16 protein-coding genes and 1 pseudogene are annotated in these 18,789 nt (G+C 60.3%); 12 read left to right on the forward strand and 5 right to left on the reverse strand.

Annotated elements, in window-relative coordinates; genetic code table 11:
* The first annotated feature begins 226 nt into the window (after positions 1 to 226).
* The 6 genes from QZ653_RS13545 (at position 227) to QZ653_RS13570 (ending at position 5,918) form a co-directional block, all read left to right on the forward strand.
* Positions 227 to 1,138 (forward strand): lipid A-modifier LpxR family protein, encoded by a 912-nt coding sequence (locus tag QZ653_RS13545; RefSeq protein ID WP_296420801.1) that lies wholly within the window; start codon positions 227 to 229, stop codon positions 1,136 to 1,138.
* A gap of 117 nt (positions 1,139 to 1,255) precedes the next feature.
* Positions 1,256 to 2,320, forward strand: coding sequence for a Hint domain-containing protein (locus QZ653_RS13550; RefSeq protein ID WP_296420803.1), 1,065 nt, complete (start codon positions 1,256 to 1,258; stop codon positions 2,318 to 2,320).
* A gap of 247 nt (positions 2,321 to 2,567) precedes the next feature.
* A complete protein-coding gene (gene rpsD / locus QZ653_RS13555) occupies positions 2,568 to 3,188 on the forward strand; it encodes a 30S ribosomal protein S4 (protein ID WP_296420805.1) in 621 nt (206 codons plus the stop codon).
* Between the two features lie 128 nt (positions 3,189 to 3,316).
* On the forward strand, positions 3,317 to 4,402 hold the full coding sequence (gene hisC / locus QZ653_RS13560; RefSeq protein ID WP_296420807.1) for a histidinol-phosphate transaminase: 1,086 nt from the start codon (positions 3,317 to 3,319) through the stop codon (positions 4,400 to 4,402).
* The gene (locus QZ653_RS13565) at positions 4,399 to 5,313 is read left to right on the forward strand and encodes a prephenate/arogenate dehydrogenase family protein (protein ID WP_296420809.1); all 915 of its coding nucleotides are present in this window, start codon (positions 4,399 to 4,401) and stop codon (positions 5,311 to 5,313) included. The genes hisC and QZ653_RS13565 overlap by 4 nt, the downstream gene beginning before the upstream one ends.
* On the forward strand, positions 5,310 to 5,918 hold the full coding sequence (locus tag QZ653_RS13570) for an extensin family protein (RefSeq protein WP_296420812.1): 609 nt from the start codon (positions 5,310 to 5,312) through the stop codon (positions 5,916 to 5,918). The genes QZ653_RS13565 and QZ653_RS13570 overlap by 4 nt, the downstream gene beginning before the upstream one ends.
* Before the next feature lie 128 nt (positions 5,919 to 6,046).
* Here the strand turns inward: QZ653_RS13570 and QZ653_RS13575 are convergent, their stop codons facing one another.
* Complete coding sequence (locus QZ653_RS13575) at positions 6,047 to 7,042, reverse strand: DUF2125 domain-containing protein (RefSeq protein WP_296420813.1); 996 nt, start codon at positions 7,040 to 7,042, stop codon at positions 6,047 to 6,049.
* A 64-nt stretch (positions 7,043 to 7,106) separates the two neighbouring features.
* Between QZ653_RS13575 and QZ653_RS13580 the strand changes: the two genes are divergently transcribed.
* The 3 genes from QZ653_RS13580 (at position 7,107) to QZ653_RS13590 (ending at position 10,846) form a co-directional block, all read left to right on the forward strand.
* The gene (locus tag QZ653_RS13580; RefSeq protein WP_296420814.1) at positions 7,107 to 7,628 is read left to right on the forward strand and encodes a gamma-glutamylcyclotransferase; all 522 of its coding nucleotides are present in this window, start codon (positions 7,107 to 7,109) and stop codon (positions 7,626 to 7,628) included.
* 69 nt (positions 7,629 to 7,697) lie between these two features.
* Positions 7,698 to 8,873 carry a biopolymer transporter ExbB gene (locus tag QZ653_RS13585; RefSeq protein ID WP_296420816.1) on the forward strand — a complete coding sequence of 392 codons (1,176 nt, stop codon included), beginning with the start codon at positions 7,698 to 7,700 and terminating at the stop codon, positions 8,871 to 8,873.
* A gap of 2 nt (positions 8,874 to 8,875) precedes the next feature.
* Positions 8,876 to 10,846, forward strand: coding sequence for a peptidoglycan -binding protein (locus tag QZ653_RS13590; protein ID WP_296420817.1), 1,971 nt, complete (start codon positions 8,876 to 8,878; stop codon positions 10,844 to 10,846).
* Between the two features lie 129 nt (positions 10,847 to 10,975).
* Here the strand turns inward: QZ653_RS13590 and QZ653_RS13595 are convergent, their stop codons facing one another.
* From QZ653_RS13595 to gloB, 3 genes are all read right to left on the reverse strand, one after another.
* Positions 10,976 to 11,932, reverse strand: coding sequence for a M23 family metallopeptidase (locus QZ653_RS13595; RefSeq protein ID WP_296420819.1), 957 nt, complete (start codon positions 11,930 to 11,932; stop codon positions 10,976 to 10,978).
* The gene (gene clpA / locus QZ653_RS13600) at positions 11,932 to 14,253 is read right to left on the reverse strand and encodes an ATP-dependent Clp protease ATP-binding subunit ClpA (RefSeq protein ID WP_296420821.1); all 2,322 of its coding nucleotides are present in this window, start codon (positions 14,251 to 14,253) and stop codon (positions 11,932 to 11,934) included. Before clpA ends, QZ653_RS13595 begins: the two co-directional genes overlap by 1 nt.
* A gap of 189 nt (positions 14,254 to 14,442) precedes the next feature.
* Positions 14,443 to 15,204, reverse strand: a complete 762-nt coding sequence (gene gloB, locus QZ653_RS13605) for a hydroxyacylglutathione hydrolase (protein WP_296420823.1) — start codon at positions 15,202 to 15,204, stop codon at positions 14,443 to 14,445.
* Between the two features lie 62 nt (positions 15,205 to 15,266).
* Here gloB and QZ653_RS13610 point away from each other — a divergent pair, with 62 nt between their 5' ends.
* Positions 15,267 to 16,013, forward strand: coding sequence for a class I SAM-dependent methyltransferase (locus tag QZ653_RS13610; RefSeq protein WP_296420824.1), 747 nt, complete (start codon positions 15,267 to 15,269; stop codon positions 16,011 to 16,013).
* On the opposite strand, the gene QZ653_RS13615 is transcribed toward QZ653_RS13610, so the two are convergent.
* Entirely contained in the window at positions 16,010 to 17,500 is a 1,491-nt protein-coding gene (locus QZ653_RS13615; protein ID WP_296420826.1) for a calcium-binding protein, read from the reverse strand. The two genes, QZ653_RS13610 and QZ653_RS13615, sit on opposite strands and share 4 nt — an antisense overlap.
* Before the next feature lie 397 nt (positions 17,501 to 17,897).
* Between QZ653_RS13615 and QZ653_RS13620 the strand changes: the two genes are divergently transcribed.
* Positions 17,898 to 18,458 (forward strand): F0F1 ATP synthase subunit delta, encoded by a 561-nt coding sequence (locus QZ653_RS13620; RefSeq protein ID WP_296420828.1) that lies wholly within the window; start codon positions 17,898 to 17,900, stop codon positions 18,456 to 18,458.
* Positions 18,458 to 18,789, forward strand: a pseudogene (locus tag QZ653_RS13625) (F0F1 ATP synthase subunit alpha); the annotation flags it as partial. The gene QZ653_RS13620 and the pseudogene QZ653_RS13625, both read left to right, overlap by 1 nt.

Below are 18,789 nucleotides of genomic sequence, written 5' to 3' on the forward strand. Positions count from 1 at the left end.
GTTCCAGCTGCGGGCAATATTCCATGCGCATGGTCGAAGGCTGCATGACCTGTTCCGACTGCGGTCATTCAAAGTGCGGCTAGGGCCTGTCCTTCGCTGAAAATGAGCAGTGTTGCCGCGAAAGCGTGGCGACAATGTCATACTTTTACCCAGATTGTTTCCTAACTGGGTCGTCAGAGACAGAGGGTTTGGCCTATAGCTGACCCTTAAATTTTGGGGACGACCTATGCGGAAACTGTTTATCATCATCGCGGCTTTCTTGATCGCGGGTCCAGCCGTGGCGCAGAACCGCGACACCTTGGGCTTTGGGCGGTTGTTTACGAACGACTACTTTGGGGATGGGGAGGATCGGTGGCGCACGGGATCTTATTCGTTTTCGATCGTGCAGGGGCCGCCTTGGTCGGGTGCGGCACCTGACGATTTTGGCGCGATCCTTGAGTATCGGCTGCGGTCGGAGATCATTGCGCCTTCGGCGCTGAACGGGGCGGGATCGGATGATCGAGCCTATGTGGGCGCGATCACGACAGGGATCCACAGCCACATCAGCCGCGGAAATTGGGACCTGTCGGCGGGGCTGGATCTGGTTTTCACCGGCCCGCAAACAGGTACGGCAGATGCACAGGACTGGTTCCACAATCTGGTGGGCGCCCCGACTGTGGGCGCATCGGTGCAACAAAACCAACTGGGCAACGCGGTCTATCCCACCCTTGTGGCCGAGGCGGCCTATGCCGTGCCCCTCAGCGCGACAACCACCCTGCGGCCATTTGCCGAACTTCAATACGGGGTCGAGGATTTCGTGCGCGTGGGCGCAGATATTCTGATCGGGCAGGTCCTGCAAAGTGACCTGTGGCTGCGTGACGGGCCGTCCGGTCAGCTGTATTCCGGCATCTACGGCGGAGAAGTCGGCACCGGTTTCGTGCTGGGTGCGGATTACACACTGGTCGAAGACAGCGCCTATTTTCCCGCCAGTTTCGGCACAGATGCAACAGATGACCGACTGCGGGTGCGCGCGGGCATTCATTCCCGTTTTGCAACAGGATCGTCGTTTTTCTACGGTCTGACCTACCTTTCCGAGGAATTCGAAGGTCAGGACGAAGGGCAACTCGTCGGTTCACTGAAGCTAAATTTCAACTTCTAAAGAAATAGTTAACGGCTGACCTTAAAGTAACTTGATTTGCCGGAAACGCCCTTGTTAGTCTGATGACATAACGAGCCCCGCGCCAAATGACGGGGCCAGACAGAGGCAGTTACGGGCATGAAGACGGGCTTTAAGGGCACGTTCGTCATCTCATGGTCACAGACAGAACTCGATGGGTTCTGGTCCGCTCCGCTTGAACATTTGCGGGTCGGCACAGCATGGGGCTGGACGGGCGAAGCAGTGCGGGTCGATGGACCGGCAGACATTCTTCCATTGGGCGACGCTTTGGGCGAGGCCGACATCCGCAAGCGGGCGGCGCAATCGGTGCGCCGGTTGCTCAAGGCGGTGGAAATCAACACCAACCGGTTGGATTTGGTCGAGGTCGATCCCGCGCAGGGGGATCAGTCTTTCACGGTGACCGACGGGCGCGACACATGGACGGTGACGCTGATCGAAGGGGCGACACCTTCGGCGCGATTGTGCATGTTTGTGGGCGACATGCCCCCGCGCATGACGGATATGTGGATCGTGAACCACACAGTGGAACTTGCGTCCCGCGACCAGAACGATGACCCGGCGGGCGGCGTGATTTGCTTTACCCCCGGCACGATGATCCGTACCGAGGACGGCGTCATGCCGGTCGAGGCCATCCGCGAAGGCATCAAGGTGCAGACCAAAGACAACGGCTGCCAGGAGGTCCTGTGGACCGGATCGCGTCGCATCACCGGTGCCCGTCTTTACGCCATGCCGCATCTGTGCCCGATCCGCCTGCGCGCGGGATCGCTGGACAATGATGTGCCCGATGCGGGCCTGCTGGTCAGCCCAGATCACCGCGTGATGGTCAAAGGGGCGCGTGCGCGCGCGCTGTTTAACACAGATGAGGTGCTGGTGACGGCCCGTGATCTGGTCAATGACCAGTCGATCTATGTGGACCGGTCCATGCGGGAATTGGAATACATCCATATGCTGATGCCCCAGCATGAGGTTGTGTTTGCCAACGGCGTGGAAAGCGAGACCTTCCACCCCGCCAGCGCGGGACTGGACCATCTGGCCGATGACGACCGCGCGCGGCTGTTCGCGCAAGTCCCCGAAATCGAAGCGGATGCAAACGCTTACGGCGCCTATGCCCGCCGCGTCGTGTCCGCCACCGAGGCCGCGATCTTGCGGCACGATGCGGCCTAAGCCCTGCGGGGCGGAGGCTAAAATTCCGGAATTTTAGCAGCACCTGTGGCACATGGTGTTGACACATATCTTGGCCCCGCATAAAGGAGCCGTTCATTGGTGTTGGTGGTCCCCGCAAGGGGGTGCCTGTCGTCCCGGCCACATCCGGGAAAAGGACAACGCCCTTCGAACGTGCCACTCAACCCGAAAGGCGGGAACCGGTTTTCGGGCAAGTTGAGTGGACTAATTAAATTGAAGGAGATCAGCCGTGACCAAACGCACGTCTGCCAAGTACAAAATTGATCGCCGCATGGGCGAAAACATTTGGGGCCGCCCCAAATCCCCCGTCAACCGTCGTGAATATGGCCCCGGCCAGCACGGTCAGCGCCGTAAGGGCAAACTGTCCGACTTCGGTATCCAGCTGCGCGCAAAGCAAAAGCTGAAAGGCTACTACGGCGACCTGACCGAAAAGCAGTTCCGCCGCATCTATACAGAGGCCGAGCGTGTCAAAGGCGACACCGGTGAAAACCTGATCGGCCTGCTGGAGCGTCGTCTGGACGCGGTTGTCTACCGCGCCAAGTTCGTCCCGACTGTCTTTGCAGCCCGTCAGTTCGTGAACCACGGCCACGTCCGCGTGAACGGCAAAAAGGTCAACATCCCGTCCTACCGCGTCAAAGAAGGCGACGTGGTCGAGGTGCGTGACCGTTCCAAGCAGAACGTTGCGGTTCTTGAGGCTGTCGGCCTGCCAGAGCGTGACGTGCCCGATTATATCGACGTGGATCATTCCAAGATGACAGCGACTTTCGTGCGGACCCCTGGTCTGGGCGATGTGCCGTATCCTGTCCTGATGGAACCCAACCTCGTGATCGAATACTACGCTCAGAACTAAAGGTTCAGAGCCGAAACATTCCAAAGGCCGCGCCCACGAGATGATCGGGGGCGCGGCTTTTTCGTTGGCGGCTGGCCTTGTGCCGCAAGGGTGATTAGAACGGGGCTGATTGGGGAAGGTGAAGCGACATGAGCAGTATCAAACCGCAACCGGGGATCATGGATATCGCGCTCTATGTGGGCGGAAAATCCAGTGTTGAGGGCATGGACAATGTCCTGAAACTGTCCTCGAACGAAAATCCATGGGGTCCGTCCGAGGATGCCAAGGAGGCGCTGGTGCGTGCCTCACTCGCGCTGCATCGTTATCCGTCGACGGATCACGCGGCCCTGCGCGCGGCCATTGGCGATGTCTGGTCACTGGATCCCGCGCGCATTCTGTGCGGCAACGGATCGGGTGAGCTGTTGATGATGATCGCGCAGGCCTATGCGGGCAAAGGCGATGAGGTTCTGTTCACCGAACACGGGTTTGCCATGTATCCGATCTACGCCAATGCCAACGGCGCCAAGCCGGTGGTTGTGGCCGAACGCGAACGGGTCGTGGATGTGGACGCTCTGCTGGCCGCCTGCACCAGGAAAACCAAGGTCGTCTATATCGCCAATCCGGCCAATCCCACCGGCACCATGTTGGGGGAGGCCGATCTGGCGCGTCTGGCCGACGGGCTGCCCAAGGGTGCTGTTCTGGTGCTGGACGGGGCCTATGCGGAATTCGTCGAAGGCTATGACGCCGGGGCCGCGCTGATTGATCAGCGCGACAACGTGATCATGACGCGGACGTTTTCAAAGATTTATGGCTTGGGCGGTTTGCGCATCGGCTGGGCTTACGGCCCGCAGCACATCATTGACGTGCTGATGCGGTTGCGCGGCCCGTTTAACCTGTCCGCGCCCGCGTTGGCGGCGGCTGAGGCTGCCATGCGCGACACGGCGCACACGGCAAAGGTGCGCGCGGACAACGCCAAACAGCGTGACTGGATGGCCCATGCCCTGTCCGAGATCGGCATCCCGTCTGATGTGTCCGAGGCAAATTTCATCCTCGCGCGGTTTGCCTCCGAAGAGGAGGCGATGGCCTGCAATGACTACCTCACCTCGCAAGGCATCCTGCTGCGTTATGTGGGCAATTACGGTCTGCCTCATTGCATCCGCATCACTGTAGGCGATGAGGCATCGTGCCGCCGTGTCGTCCACGCCATCACCCAGTTCAAGGAGGGCGCGGCATGAGCGTGATTTACGACCGCGTGGCGCTGATCGGGCTGGGCCATATTGCATCCTCCATGTGTTGGGGGATGAAAGCCGCCGGGGTGGCAGGCGAGGTGACCGGCTACGCTCGGTCCTCGGACACCCGTAACGCCGCACGCGAGATCGGTCTGTGTGACCGCGTTTGCGACAGCGCCGCAGCGGCGGTGGAGGGCGCGGATCTGGTGGTGCTGTGCGTGCCCGTCGGGGCGATGGGCGCTGTCGCGAAAGAGATTGCGCCGCATCTGAAGTCAGGGGCAACGGTCAGCGATGTAGGATCTGTCAAACGGGCGGTGATTGATGCGGTGGCCCCCCATTTGCCGGAGGCCGTGCATTTCGTTCCGGCCCATCCTTTGGCAGGGACAGAGCAATCGGGGCCGACGTCGGGGTTTGCGGAATTGTTTCACAATCGCTGGTGTTTGTTGACGCCCGAGGCTGCGGACCGGACTGCGACGGCGAAATTGCGCCAGTTTTGGGAGGCGCTGGGGTCGAACGTGGACGAAATGGACGCTGATCACCATGATCTGGTTCTTGCAGTGACATCCCATGCACCGCACCTGATTGCCTATACGATGGTCGGCGTGGCCGACGACCTGCAACGGGTGACCGAGAACGAAGTGATCCAGTTCTCCGCGACAGGCTTTCGGGATTTTACGCGGATTGCGGCGTCCGATCCGACCATGTGGCGCGATGTGTTTTTGAACAACAAGGACGCCACGTTGGAAATTCTGGGCCGCTTTACCGAAGAATTGTTCGCGCTGCAGCGCGCCATCCGTCAAGGGGATGGCGATCACCTGCATGATTATTTCACCCGCACGCGGGCGATCCGCCGGGGGATCGTTGAGGCGGGTCAGGACACGGCTGCGCCCAACTTTGGTCGGGGTGGGCCAGAATGAAATTTCGTATCGGTGTTTTGGCGTCCTTTGTGGCGCTTGCGGGATGTGGTTTGGGCCGGTCGGCCGAGCCGGATTTGCCACCGGTCGAGGGCAGCGTGTGCGGTGATGTGACGTTGCGCGGCGATGTGATTGGCGATGTCGACGGGGCGGGGGCCTGCGGGATCGAAAACGCCGTTCTGCTGCGCGAAGTGGACGGTGTGGCCTTGTCCACGCCCGCGCGGATCACCTGCGACACCGCGCGGGCGTTGAAAACCTGGGTCAACGATGGCGTTCGTCCTGCCGTGCGCGAAACCGGCGGCGGGGTGCAATCGCTGCGCGTGGTGGCGCATTATGCCTGCCGCAGCCGAAACAACCGCCCCGGTGCGCGCCTGTCCGAACACAGCTTTGGCCGCGCCATTGATATTGCGGGGATCGGGTTGGTCGATGGCACGGAGATCACCGTTCTGACCGATTGGAATGGTCGCTATGCGCGCGAGCTTCGCAATATGTGGCGGGCGGCCTGTGGACCTTTCGGGACGGTTCTTGGACCGGACAGCGACCGCTTTCACCGCGACCATTTCCATTTTGACACCGCCGACTACCGATCCGGCAGCTTTTGCCGCTGACCTGAAGGAGCGGCTGCGCCGCGCTTGATGTTTGGCGCCTGTGGCGGGGGTGAGCCCATGACGGTGAGGGTCGGGTTGGTTTCGACCGGCCCTACGGGGTGAGTTTTTCTGGCCAGATGAAGGGACGCCTAGCGCAGGATGTCCAGGGGTCCGATGGGAAAGCCGCCCAGTGCCAGTTGCCCATCGGTGACGGAGAGGCTGAGGGTCAATGTGTCGTCTATGTGGGGCGTTTCATCCAGATTACGGACAATTTCGGTCACGAGGAACCGGCGGTTGTCATCAATCATGCCGTTGGCCACAGCAAGGGTGATGATGTCTTCCCAGTTTCGGGTGGTCACAGTAACGGAGCCGTTCATGGCCCCTGTGGCATCCGGTGCAATATCGCCGATTGCGGTCATGGCGATTTCACCCCATGTCAGTGCAAATTCGGTGATGCTGAGGCCGGTTATTTGTGGCGGCGTGCTGTCTGCGCTGTTCAGTTCAAGGGGCGCGGACAGGGTGACGTCGCTGTCGAAACGCAGGTTCTGGATCAGCGGCGGCAGGTTGTTCTGCGGGTCCAGAAAGCGCCGGATGTCTTCGGGCAGAACGATGGACCGGGCTTCGACGAAGGCATCATAGGTCTGTGTCGTCTCGGGCGTCAGCCGCATGGCGGCCAAAGCGGAGGCCATGGCCAGTTCCGCGCCTGACGCCGTCCGCACCCGAGGATTGTCCAGCGTGATGGTCGCGTTCTGGAATTCCAGCGCGGTGGACGGGCGGACCTTGCCCGAGGCGCGCATGTCGTTTGTGAACAGGGTATAGACTTCATCCCCCAGACCGATGGTCTGTTCGGGTGGAAAGACGGCGATCACCTCGTTCGGGCGGTAGGCCAGCGCGAAAAGCTGGAAAAACGGGGCAGACCAGGTGGTGCCTGTGGCCGGATCGGCGAAGGTGAAACCGGTGATCGTTGTATCGAATCGTGACGGGAAGCCGCGCGTTTCCAGGCTGTCGTACTGGACGTCATAGGGGCCGTCGTCGGCCTGCTGCAAGGCATCGGTCAGCCGTGTTTCGACCTGGGCGCGGCCCACGAACCAATAGCCGCCGTAAAGCGTGGCAGCGATCAGGGCGAAGGCGATGAGTTTGCGCATGATTTGGCCTTTCAGTGCGGGTTTGATTGGTGTTTAGAGGAGGTCATTCGAAAGGGCCATAACGATGACCATGTGGGTGTTTGGATACGGATCACTTCTTTGGAACCCCGGGTTTGAACCGGCGGAGGCCGTGACCGCCACGCTTGACGGTTATCATCGCAGTTTTTGCATGTTGTCGATCCATCATCGGGGCACCGTCGACGAACCTGGTCTTGTTCTGGCGTTGGACAAGGCGGAAAGTTCGTGCACCGGCGTGGCCTTTCGGGTGGCACCTGCCGACGAGGACCGTGTTCTGGCGGAGTTGCGCGAACGCGAGTTGATTTCATCCGCCTATCTGGAACGTCATGTGCCGCTTTTATTGGAGGACGGCCGCCACGTGGACGCGCTGGCCTATGTAATCAACCGGGATCATGAGCAGTATTGCCAGTTTGATCTGGAAAAGCAGGCCCAGCTGATCGCGCGGTCGGTCGGCGGGCGCGGCCCGAACCCTGAATATTTGTACAATACGGCCGATCATCTGATGAAGATGGGCATTGAAGACCCCGACATGGACTGGCTGGTGGCCCGTGTTCGCGCTCTGACGTGATTTTGTTTGGGGTTTGGGCGCGGGGCGCTTATGTTGGCCGCAACAAACAACAAAGAGGTGCCTGATCCCATGGAAACAGGGGACCAAAAGGCCGAGCCGCAGTTCTCACAGCCATTTACCCAGATCATCTCGATGCTGGTGGTGCTGGCATTGGTCACCACAGGTGTCGTTTTCGCCCTGCCGCAGATCGGGCCGGTGTTCCTTGCGAACCCCTATCTGAATATCTTCATATTCGGCGTGTTCGTTATCGGTGTCCTGTCATGTTTCGGACAGGTCTGGCAGTTGATGAAATCTGTGGCCTGGATCGAAGGGTTTGCCGGTGAACGCCAGGATGTCGAGGTGCGCAAAGCGCCGGGCATGTTGGCGCCGTTGGCCACACTGCTGCGGTCGCGCGGGGCGCGGATGCAGTTGTCGTCCACATCATCGCGGTCCATTCTGGATTCAGTATCCCAGCGGATCGACGAAAGCCGCGAAATCACGCGATACATCGTCAACACGTTGATCTTTCTTGGGCTTTTGGGAACGTTTTATGGCTTGGCCACGACGGTTCCCGCCTTGGTGGATACAATCCGGTCACTGTCCCCGCAGGAAGGAGAGACCGGTGCAGAGGTGTTTGCACGTTTGCAATCGGGGCTTGAAAGCCAGTTGGGGGGCATGGGCGTGGCCTTTGCGTCGTCTTTGTTGGGGCTTGCGGGATCACTAGTGGTGGGCCTGTTGGAGATTTTCACAGGCCACGGCCAGAACCGGTTTTACCGCGAGTTGGAGGAATGGTTGTCGACCATCACCCGCGTCGGTCTGGCCGCAGGCGATGAGGCCACAGGCGATCAGGTCGCCATGGCGGGCGTTGTGGACCACATGGTTGAACAGATGGAACAGATGCAGGCGATGTTCGCCGCATCCGAGGCCAGTCGTGTGGAAACCAACGAAAAGATCGCGGCGCTGACCGGAACGGTGGAACAGCTGGCCGCGTCGACCGGCCAATCGGAGGCGTCGGCCCAGTTGATGCGCGTGGCGGACGCGCAAGAAGGGCTGATCGCGGCGTTGAAGGACACAGGTATGGAAGGCATCGACGCCGAAAGCCGCATGCGGCTGCGGTCCATTGATGTGGGCCTGTTGCGTATTCTTGAGGAAATGGCGGCAGGCAGACAGGAAATGTCGCAGGCCTTGCGCGCTGATATGGCGGAGCTGACGAAAGCCGCGCGGCAGGGCAATCGCATTGCACGCAAAGCCCAGGACGGGTCGTAGACATGGCGCTGAGCCGCAGAACCGGCGCGCGGTTTCAGGCGTCCATCTGGCCGGGGTTCGTGGATGCGATGACCGGCCTGTTGCTGGTTTTGATGTTCGTTTTGACGATCTTCATGGTCCTGCAATTCGTCTTGCGTGAAACGATCACAGGTCAGGAAACGCGGCTGTCGGAACTGTCAGCCGAGGTTGCAGCACTGGCCGATGCGCTGGGGTTGGAACAGGACCGGTCGGCCACATTGGGCAGTCAGGTGGGGGCGCTGTCGGGTGAAATTGCCGCGCTTCAAAGCGATCTGGCCGAGAATGAAAGCCTTGTTGACCAGCAAAATCAGTTGATTGCCCGGCTTACCGCGCAGGCAGATGCACTGACTGCGGAATTGTCGGATGCAGAACAACAGATCACGGGGTTTGAGGCGCAAGTCGCAGGGCTTTTGGCCGAACGCCGCGCCGCAGGTGAAACGATCGCCGCACTTGAAAGCCGCGAGGCGGAGCTTTTGTCCGCGCAAGAGGCGCTTAATCTGGCGCTGGCCGATGCACGGTCCGAGATTGACGCAAGTACCGAGGCCGCCCGCCTTGCCGCCGCCCGCCGCGAGGCGCTGGAGGCTTTGGTGGCGGATTTGGAAGCGGATGGTGAGGCGGCCTCGGCCCAGATCAGCGATCTGGAAGCCGCCCGTCTGGCCGATGCCGCCGCAGCGCAAGCCCTGCGCGAACGGCTGGCCAATGCGGATGCGGAATTGACGGCGATGACACTGGCGCTCGAGGAACAGCGCCAGCAGGCCGAGGATACGTTGACCCTGTTGGCCGCCGCCCGTGCGGCGCAGGACGATCTGGATGAAAACCTCGCCATTGCGCTTTTGGCCCAGCAAGAGGCCGAACGCGCCGCAGCCGAAGCGGGTCAAGCGCGTGAGGATCTGGCGGCGGAACTGGCCGCAGCGCTGGATGGACAGACCGATACACAAGCCACCGCCGAAGACTTGCGCGCCCAGCTGGCGCAGGCCCTGATTGCGCGCACCACGCTTGAGGACGCGGCCACCGCCGACCGTGAGGCGGCGGCCGCCGCAATCGCCCAGTTGGAGGCCGAGCGTGACGCGCTGTCCCAGACCCTTGCGACCTCCGCCGGGGACCGTGCGGTGCTCGCCGACGAATTGGCCGCAGCCGTGGCGGCCTTGGCGGCGGCTGCAAGCCAAACCGATCAGACGCAAAGTGAACTCGACCGGCAAGCGCTGCTTTTGGCCGAGGCCAATGCGGCCCTGTCGCAAGAGGAGGCATTGTCGGCGGAAAGCCAGCGGCAGGTGGCGGCGTTGAACGAACAGGTGGCCACACTGCGCGGTGAATTGAACCAGCTGCAGGGGTTGCTGGATTTGGCAAATGACGCGGATGCGCAGGCCAATGTGCGGATAGAATCCCTGTCGCAGGATTTGAACACGGCGATGGCACGCGCACTTTTGGCAGAACAGCGGACCAATGCGCTGGAGCAAGCGGAGCTTGAACGGTTGGCCGCCGAAGCAGAGGAGTTGGAGAGGTTCCGTTCAGATTTCCTAGGGCTTTTGCGCGATGTTCTGGAAGGCGTGGACGGGGTGCGGATCGAAGGCGACCGGTTTGTATTTTCCTCGGAAGTTTTGTTCGAACAGGGGGCGGCAGAACTGTCGGCCGAAGGCCAACGGGAGATCGCCAAGGTGGCGGGCATATTGCGCAATGTGGCCGGGCAAATCCCCGACGAGATCGACTGGGTGATCCGCGTAGACGGCCACACGGACAATGTACCTTTGTCTGGTCTGGGGGAGTTTGCCAATAACTGGGAACTGAGCCAAGCACGCGCGCTGTCCGTTGTGCTCTATATGGTGAATTTCTTGGGTATTCCGCCCGAACGTCTGGCCGCGAACGGGTTTGGGCAATACCAGCCGTTGAACCCCGCCGATACCGACGATGCGCGCGCCCAAAACCGCCGGATCGAGTTGAAGCTGACCGAACGGTGATCTGAATGTGCGGCTGCGCCGCGCGATTTTTTTTGGCATTGCTTGGCGGGCGTGAGCCCGTGTCGTTAGGGGGTGGGCTGGTTGAAAACGGCCCTTCGGGGAGAGTTTTTCGGGCCAGATGAAGGGGGACTAGCGCAGGGTCACGGATGTGGTTTGGCTGTTCAGAAGGGTGCCATTTCGCACATGGTCGATGCGGCCTTCATAGAGGCCCGCAGGCCAGCCTTCGTCGGGGGCGCGGCGGCCACCGGCCCGCATAAAGAGAGCCTGCGTGCGGGTGAGTTCGACCTCCGATGCGAAGACTTCGCCTGCGTCGTTGGTGATGGTGAAGACCAGCGTGTCGCCCTGCTGTGCGCCAAAGCCAAAGGTCCACAGGACAATCGCGTCTTGGGATGTGAGCGCGCGCGTGGCCGCCGTTCCGGCCTTGACCGCGTCATAGTCTGGAATGTCGGGGGCGAAACCGGCGGACAGAAGTCCGCCTTGGGGGGTGTTCAGGGGCGTGTTCCAGAGAGTGTCATCGGACGGCGCGTCGCAGGCGATCTGGCCGTCAGGGTCAAAGGGGTCGATGACCTGACCATTGCGGCGGACCGACAGGTGCAGGTGGGGGAACTGGGTGCGACCGGACAAGCCGATTTCGCCCAAGACGTCACCTGTCGCGACCTCTTGGCCCGTGGTCACGGCGACGGATCCTTCCTTGAGGTGACAGTATTGCGTTTCCCAGCCGCCCTCATGGGCAATCACAAGGCCGTTTCCGCAATCGCGGCCTGCGATTTCGGCATCGCGTTCAGCGGTGTAGAGGACATCCCGCATGTCATTTCGCACGCCGCGCACCGTGCCGGAGGCTGCGGCGAGGACATCAACGCCTGCTTTCATGGCCGCCAGTGAGGGCAGGCCGAAGTCGGTGCCTTTGTGGGTGTCGTAGGTCAGATCACCGCACTGGAAATCCGAGGCGGCGTCAGTGGGGTCATGATCGACGTAGTTTTGCAGGTAGCAGGTGGTGCCCAGCGTGCAATCGACCGGCATCGCCAAAGAAAAATCCTGCGCCGTGGCGGGCACGGCGCAGGATATGAGCAAAACGGCAAGCCGCATCAGTCTGCCGCAAGAAGCGGCGGTTTGTCGTTTGAAATTTGCGCCTTGGCCGGCGGTTCGATCTGCAGATCAAGATCACCCTTCTTGACGCCCACTTTGATGTGGCCACCTTTGGCCAGCTTGCCAAAGAGCAATTCTTCGGCCAGCGGCTTTTTGATGTGTTCCTGAATGACACGGCCCAAAGGACGTGCACCCATTTTTTCATCATAGCCGCGTTCGGCCAGCCATTCCGCCGCAGGCTTGGTCAGTTCGATGGACACGTTGCGGTCCATCAACTGTGCTTCGAGCTGCAACACGAACTTTTCGACCACCTGCAGGATCACATCCTGCGGCAGGGGGGCGAAGCTGACGACGGCATCCAGACGGTTGCGGAATTCCGGCGTGAAGGTGCGTTCGATGGCTGCCGTATCCTCACCCGTGCGCTTGTCGCGGCCAAAGCCGATGGCCTCTTTCGCCATGTCAGACGCACCGGCGTTGGACGTCATGATGATGATCACATTGCGGAAATCTGTGGTCCGGCCGTTGTGGTCGGTCAGTTTGCCGTGATCCATGACCTGCAGCAGGATGTTGTAAACATCCGGGTGTGCCTTTTCCATTTCGTCCAGCAGCAACACGCAGTGCGGGTTCTGATCGACACCGTCGGTCAGCATGCCGCCTTGGTCGAAGCCCACATAGCCGGGGGGCGCCCCGATCAGGCGGGAGACCGCGTGCTTTTCCATGTATTCCGACATGTCAAAGCGCATCAGTTCCACGCCCAAGGTGTCGGCCAGCTGTTTGGCGACCTCGGTTTTACCGACGCCTGTCGGGCCTGCGAACAGGTAGTTGCCGATGGGCTTTTCAGGTTCGCGCAGACCGGCGCGCGCCAGTTTGATGGCGGATGACAGGGCTTCGATCGCCTTGTCCTGACCGAAGACCACACGCTTGAGAGATGTTTCGAGGTCTTTGAGGACCTCGGCATCGTCCTTGCTGACGTTCTTGGGCGGGATGCGGGCGATCTTGGCCACGACGGCCTCAATCTCCTTGGCGCCGATGGTTTTGCGACGTTTGCTTTCAGCCACCAGATGTTGGGCAGCACCGGCCTCATCAATGACGTCAATCGCCTTGTCGGGCAGTTTGCGGTCGTTGATGTAGCGCGCGGCGAGTTCCACAGCGGTTTTGATCGCGTCGGCGGTGTATTTGATCTGGTGGTGATCCTCAAAGTAGGGCTTCAGACCCTTGAGGATCTTGATGCTGTCTTCCACCGAAGGTTCCGTCACGTCGATCTTCTGGAACCGGCGGCTCAGCGCGCGGTCCTTTTCGAAATGCTGGCGGAATTCCTTGTAGGTGGTGGACCCCATGCAGCGCAGCTTGCCGCCCTGCAGCGCAGGTTTCAGCAGGTTGGACGCATCCATGGCGCCACCAGATGTGGCACCCGCACCGATCACGGTGTGGATTTCGTCAATGAAAAGAACCGCATCTTCGTGATCTTCCATTTCCGTCATCACGGCCTTGAGGCGTTCTTCGAAATCGCCGCGATACCGTGTGCCAGCCAGCAATGCCCCCATGTCGAGGGAATAGATGGTGGTTCCGGACAGAACCTCAGGCACTTCGTGTTCGACGATTTTCTTGGCCAGACCTTCGGCGATGGCGGTTTTGCCCACACCCGGATCACCCACCAGCAGCGGGTTGTTCTTGCGGCGGCGGCAGAGCACCTGAACACAGCGTTCAACCTCATGGGCGCGGCCGATCAGCGGATCGACGTCCCCTTCGGAGGCCTTCTGGTTCAGATCGACACAATACTTTGCGAGTGCGGATTCGTCTTTGCTGCCTTCGGTCGTGGCCTCGGCCTCGTCCTCCATCGACGGCGCGCCGGATACGGGGCGGCTTTCGCCAAAGGCGGGGTCTTTGGCCACACCGTGGGCAATGAAATTGACCGCGTCGTAGCGGGTCATGTCCTGATCTTGCAAGAAGTAGGCGGCGTTGCTTTCGCGTTCGGCAAAGATCGCGACCAGCACGTTGGCGCCGGTCACTTCTGTGCGGCCTGACGACTGCACATGGATGGCCGCGCGTTGAATTACGCGCTGGAAGGCGGCTGTTGGCACAGCCTCGGACCCTTCCACTTCGGTCACGAGGGTCGACAGATCGTCCTCGATGAAATCTTCGAGTGTGCGGCGCAATTCATCAAGGTTCACTGAACAGGCCTGCATCACGCGGGCGGCGTCCGGTTCATCCAGCAGGGCCAGCAACAAATGTTCCAGCGTGGCCAGTTCATGTTTGTTCGCATTCGCCAGCGCAAGCGCTGCGTGAATGGACTGCTCAAGTGTCGTCGAGAATGATGGCACGTTGCGTGCTCCTCTTGATCGGGGGTCTTGCCGGGGGTCTTGGGCCCGACAGTACCGTGGCCTCTTAAGGTTAAGTTTTGGCTTATTTCCCCCAGCTTCAAGGGAAAAATTGCCACATCTTTGTTACGTTGATTTGACTGTGACCCTGAAGGGCCTGTTTTACAGGGCTTTGCCGCCTTTTGCGGCAGATCAGAAAGTGTCGCGTTTCTTACGGACATGGGCGAAGACATCTGCAGGATCGGCGTCAACCATCCCGACAGCGGATTTCAGCGCCGGCACATCGGCACGCAAAAAAGGGTTGGTGCGCTTTTCAACGCCTAAGGGTGAGGGGACGGTGGCGAGCCCTTTGGAACGGGCGATGGCGATTTCGTCTGCCCGTAAGATAAGATCGGAATTGTCCGGTTCAATGGTCATGGCAAAGCGCGCGTTGGTCTGGGTGTATTCATGGCCCGAACACACGCGGGTGTCGTCGGGCAGGGCGCGCAGTTTCTGCAACGATGCCCACATCTGCGCAGGCGTGCCTTCGAACAGGCGGCCACATCCCAGCGCCATCAGGCTGTCGGCAGTGAACACCACGCCAGAGGTGGGGAAATAGACGGCGATGTGGTTAATCGTGTGACCGGAGACATCGAAGACCTGCACGTCCTCGCCGCAGATCGTTACGGCGTCGCCTTCGGTCACGGCCAGATCCAACGGGGGCAGACGGTCTGCGTCTTTGGCGGCCCCGATCACACGGGCCGATCCACGCAAAGGGTCCAATCCATCCACGTGATCCCAATGGTGGTGGGTCAGCAGGATATCCGTCAGCACCCAACCCTGACTGTCGAGAGCCGCCTGAACAGGCGCGGCCTCCGGTGCGTCGACCAGCAGGGTGTCCCCCGTCGCGTCGTTGTGGAGCAGAAACGCGTAATTGTCGTCGAGGCAGGGCACAGTGAGCAGTGTAAGGGGCATGGCGCTTCATTCCGGTGTTGATATGGTGGCATTGAGTTTTGCCCAGATACGAAAGGGCCGCAATGCATCTGGATGTGCATGATCTTCGTGAGTTCTACTACCGCAGCCCCCTGGGGCGGGCGGCGCAGAAGGTCGTGCGGGATGAACTGGTGCGGATGTGGCCCAAGGCAACGCGTGAAACGGTTGTGGGGTATGGATTTGCGGTGCCTCTCTTGCGTCCGTTCATGGGCGAGGCGCGACGGGTGATCGGCCTGATGCCGGGGCCGCAGGGCGTGATGCCATGGCCCGCAGGGCAGCCCAATGTAGCGGTCCTGTGCGAAGACGCACTTTGGCCTTTGGCGACGGGGACGGTGGACAAACTGGTGCTGTTGCACGGGTTGGAGACATCCGAACACCCGCTTGCCCTTCTGGATGAATGCTGGCGGGTTCTCAAACCCGAAGGACGGGCTGTCTTTATTGTGCCCAACCGCGCCGGGCTCTGGTCGCGGTCCGACAGGACGCCTTTTGGCTTCGGGCGTCCCTATTCGCTGGGGCAGTTGGAAAAGCAGCTGCGCGACACGGGGCTGATCCCCACCAAGACACTATCGACGCTGTACCAGCCCCCTTCCTCGCACAGGCTCTGGCGGCGTATGGCCACGACAATGGAACGGGTCGGGCGGCACCTGCCGGTGTTCACCGCAGGCGGTGTGTTGATGGTTGAAGTTACAAAGCAGGTCCCGCAACCCAAACGCCCCGGCCTGACAGAGGCCGTCAAGCGCCCCCTGCGCGTGTTGGAAGGGATGGGTGGCCCCGTGGTAAAGCCGGTCTAGCGCAAGACGATGTCCGACGCGGAGACATCGACCGCGTCCGTCAACCGGATGGTGACTGTCACAATATCGCCGAACGGATCGCGGTAATCGACATTCACATCTGTAAAGGCGCCGGCATCGTCCTCTTGCAGGCGCACGCCTACAATTTGGTCATCTGGTGACCAGCGCGACACGATCAGGGTGTCTTCGTCAGAATCGAAATCCTCGATCTGGGCGAAAACGTCCTGATCGGATGTGCCGGTCACATTGCGGGCTGTCACGTCGAAGACATCGGCACCCGCGCCGCCTGTGGCACGCATCAGCCCGCCTTCGGCATCAAAAAAGTCCAGCATCGCAAAGGTGTCATCGCCGATGCCACCAAATGCCGTACTGCCGCCTTCCATCTGCAACCGGTCCGCCCCGTCCTCACCAAATCCGGTGGCTCCGTTCCCGACGGACAGAAAATCATCCCCTTCGCCACCATAAAGTGAGGCGGAGATTTCCTCCGATCCGGCCAGACCGGCCTGAAGGTTGTCATTGCCCGAACCGCCAAACATCACTGTCGTCCCGAGGGAGAAGGTCGATATGATGTCATCGCCATCGTCCCCGTTCACAGTGGTGTCGCCGCTGCCCGAAACAGTCACGACATCCGCACCGTCCCCGCCGGAAACATCACCGTCAGACGCAAAAATGTCATCATCACCCGCGCCACCGTCAATGAAGACATTCATGCCGTCGCTTGTGATGGTATCTTCGCCGGTCCCACCAAACAGGTTGGCATCTGCTGCGTTGGCATCAATCACGTCATCCCCGCCGCCGGCAGATATAGAAACCGCATCGGTTGTGGTGGTGAACCATTCGCTTTCGTCGGTGCCGGTCGTGTCTGCGGTCACCACCGTTTCGGCAGCGCCATTGCGGGTTTCGATGTAGCCTTCTTGCAGAAACTCGATCAGTTCGTCACCGTCGGTGTTGGCTTCAAGATAATAATACTCCGCCTCCACGTTCGAGGTGAGGGCGGGCAGGGCATCGGCCATATCCGTATCGGTGGGTGTGTCATTGCCCATGGCCAGAAGATCGACTGTGCCCAGAAGGACCAGATCAAATTCCTCTTCGAAATCGCTTAGCAAATACTGGCCGTCCCCCGGATCGCCGGGAATGTTGAACGACGTCTCGGATGTATTGTCCGGCCAATCCACGCCTTCAGGAACCAGATAATAGCGGGCCTCGTGAACCTCCAGAAAGTCGGTTTCTGAATCTTCGGTGTCGACATAGGTGAAGATCGCCAGTCGTCCGGTCTCGTTCTCTCCAAACTCGATCGTGACGCCCGCGTCTGTCTGTTCAAAAGACGCCCCCAGCGTCGCGGGGTCTACGGGGTCGATGGGGTCCACGGGCATATCCGGATCGTCAGGCCCGATCGGGTTATCGGATGTATCGTCGCCACCTGTCAGATCGGGCATCAACGCCAGAAGGCCAAAGGCGAAGAAGGGCAGAAGGGCGAAACTCAACATAAGGGTGTCCTGACGCGTTAACCAAGACTGAACCGTAGCCAAAATCACTCTGGCTGTCATATCCCCGCTTAGAAACGAACTGTTTCAGGCTTGAGGGTGCCGATGTACCACACAATTCAGCTGCAGAATCGTCCCCCATTTCCCAAAGCCGCGTAGACTTTGTGCCCCCAAGGCGCGGCAGGCGGTCGCAGGGGCGCGCCTTAAGGGTGGTATTTCCCAGTTTCCATTGACAAAAACCGCACTGACAATTTGGTGAGCAATGCGGTTGCCCCACCGCACACCCTCTGCTACATCCGCCCTGATTTTGGCGTCTCCCCTGTGTGGGGGACATGACTGCGCTGAGGGACGGCCTTTTCTACAAGGGTGTTCAGCAGCCAAAGACATCGGAAGGGTGGACGTGTCCGAACCAGCTTCGATCTCCTCCGGCATTGCAAGCCGCTATGCCACCGCCGTCTTCGAATTGTCGAAGGACGGAAAGGGCCTCAAGGCTCTTGAAACAGACATCAACGCATTGGCCGCCGCCCTTCAGGGCAGCGATGACCTGCGCACGCTGATTTCCTCACCGCTGTACAGCCGTGACGAACAAAGCACTGCGATTGCGGCCGTTGCGAAGAAAATGAAACTCTCCCCCACTATGGCGAACACGCTGGCGCTGATGGCGTCCAAGCGGCGTTTGTTCGTTGTGCCCCAGATGATCGCGTCCCTGCGGGAAATGCTGGCAGAGGAGAAGGGCGAGGTCACAGCTGACGTGACCTCTGCCAAGGCGCTGACCAAAGCCCAGACAGACAAGTTGGCCAAAACGCTCAAGGCGTCCGTCGGCTCTGCTGTGAATATCAATGCGACCGTTGATGAAAGCCTCATCGGCGGTCTTGTCGTTAAGGTAGGTTCCAAAATGATCGACACGTCGGTCAAAGCGAAACTTGCTGCCCTCCAGAATACCATGAAAGAGGCCCGATAATGGCGATCCAAGCTGCGGAAATTTCCGCGATCCTCAAGGACCAGATCAAGAATTTCGGCCAGGAAGCCGAAGTTGCAGAAGTTGGCCGTGTGCTGTCCGTCGGTGACGGTATTGCGCGCGTCTACGGTCTGGACAACATCCAGGCCGGTGAGATGGTCGAATTCCCCGGCGGCATTCAGGGCATGGCCCTGAACCTCGAAACTGACAACGTTGGTGTTGTTATCTTCGGCTCCGACCAGGACATCAAAGAAGGCGACACCGTTAAGCGGACGAACGCCATCGTGGACGTGCCAATCGGTGACGAACTGCTGGGCCGCGTTGTTGACGGTCT

Source organism: Pseudooctadecabacter sp., assembly GCF_020627745.1.
Lineage (GTDB): Bacteria > Pseudomonadota > Alphaproteobacteria > Rhodobacterales > Rhodobacteraceae > Octadecabacter.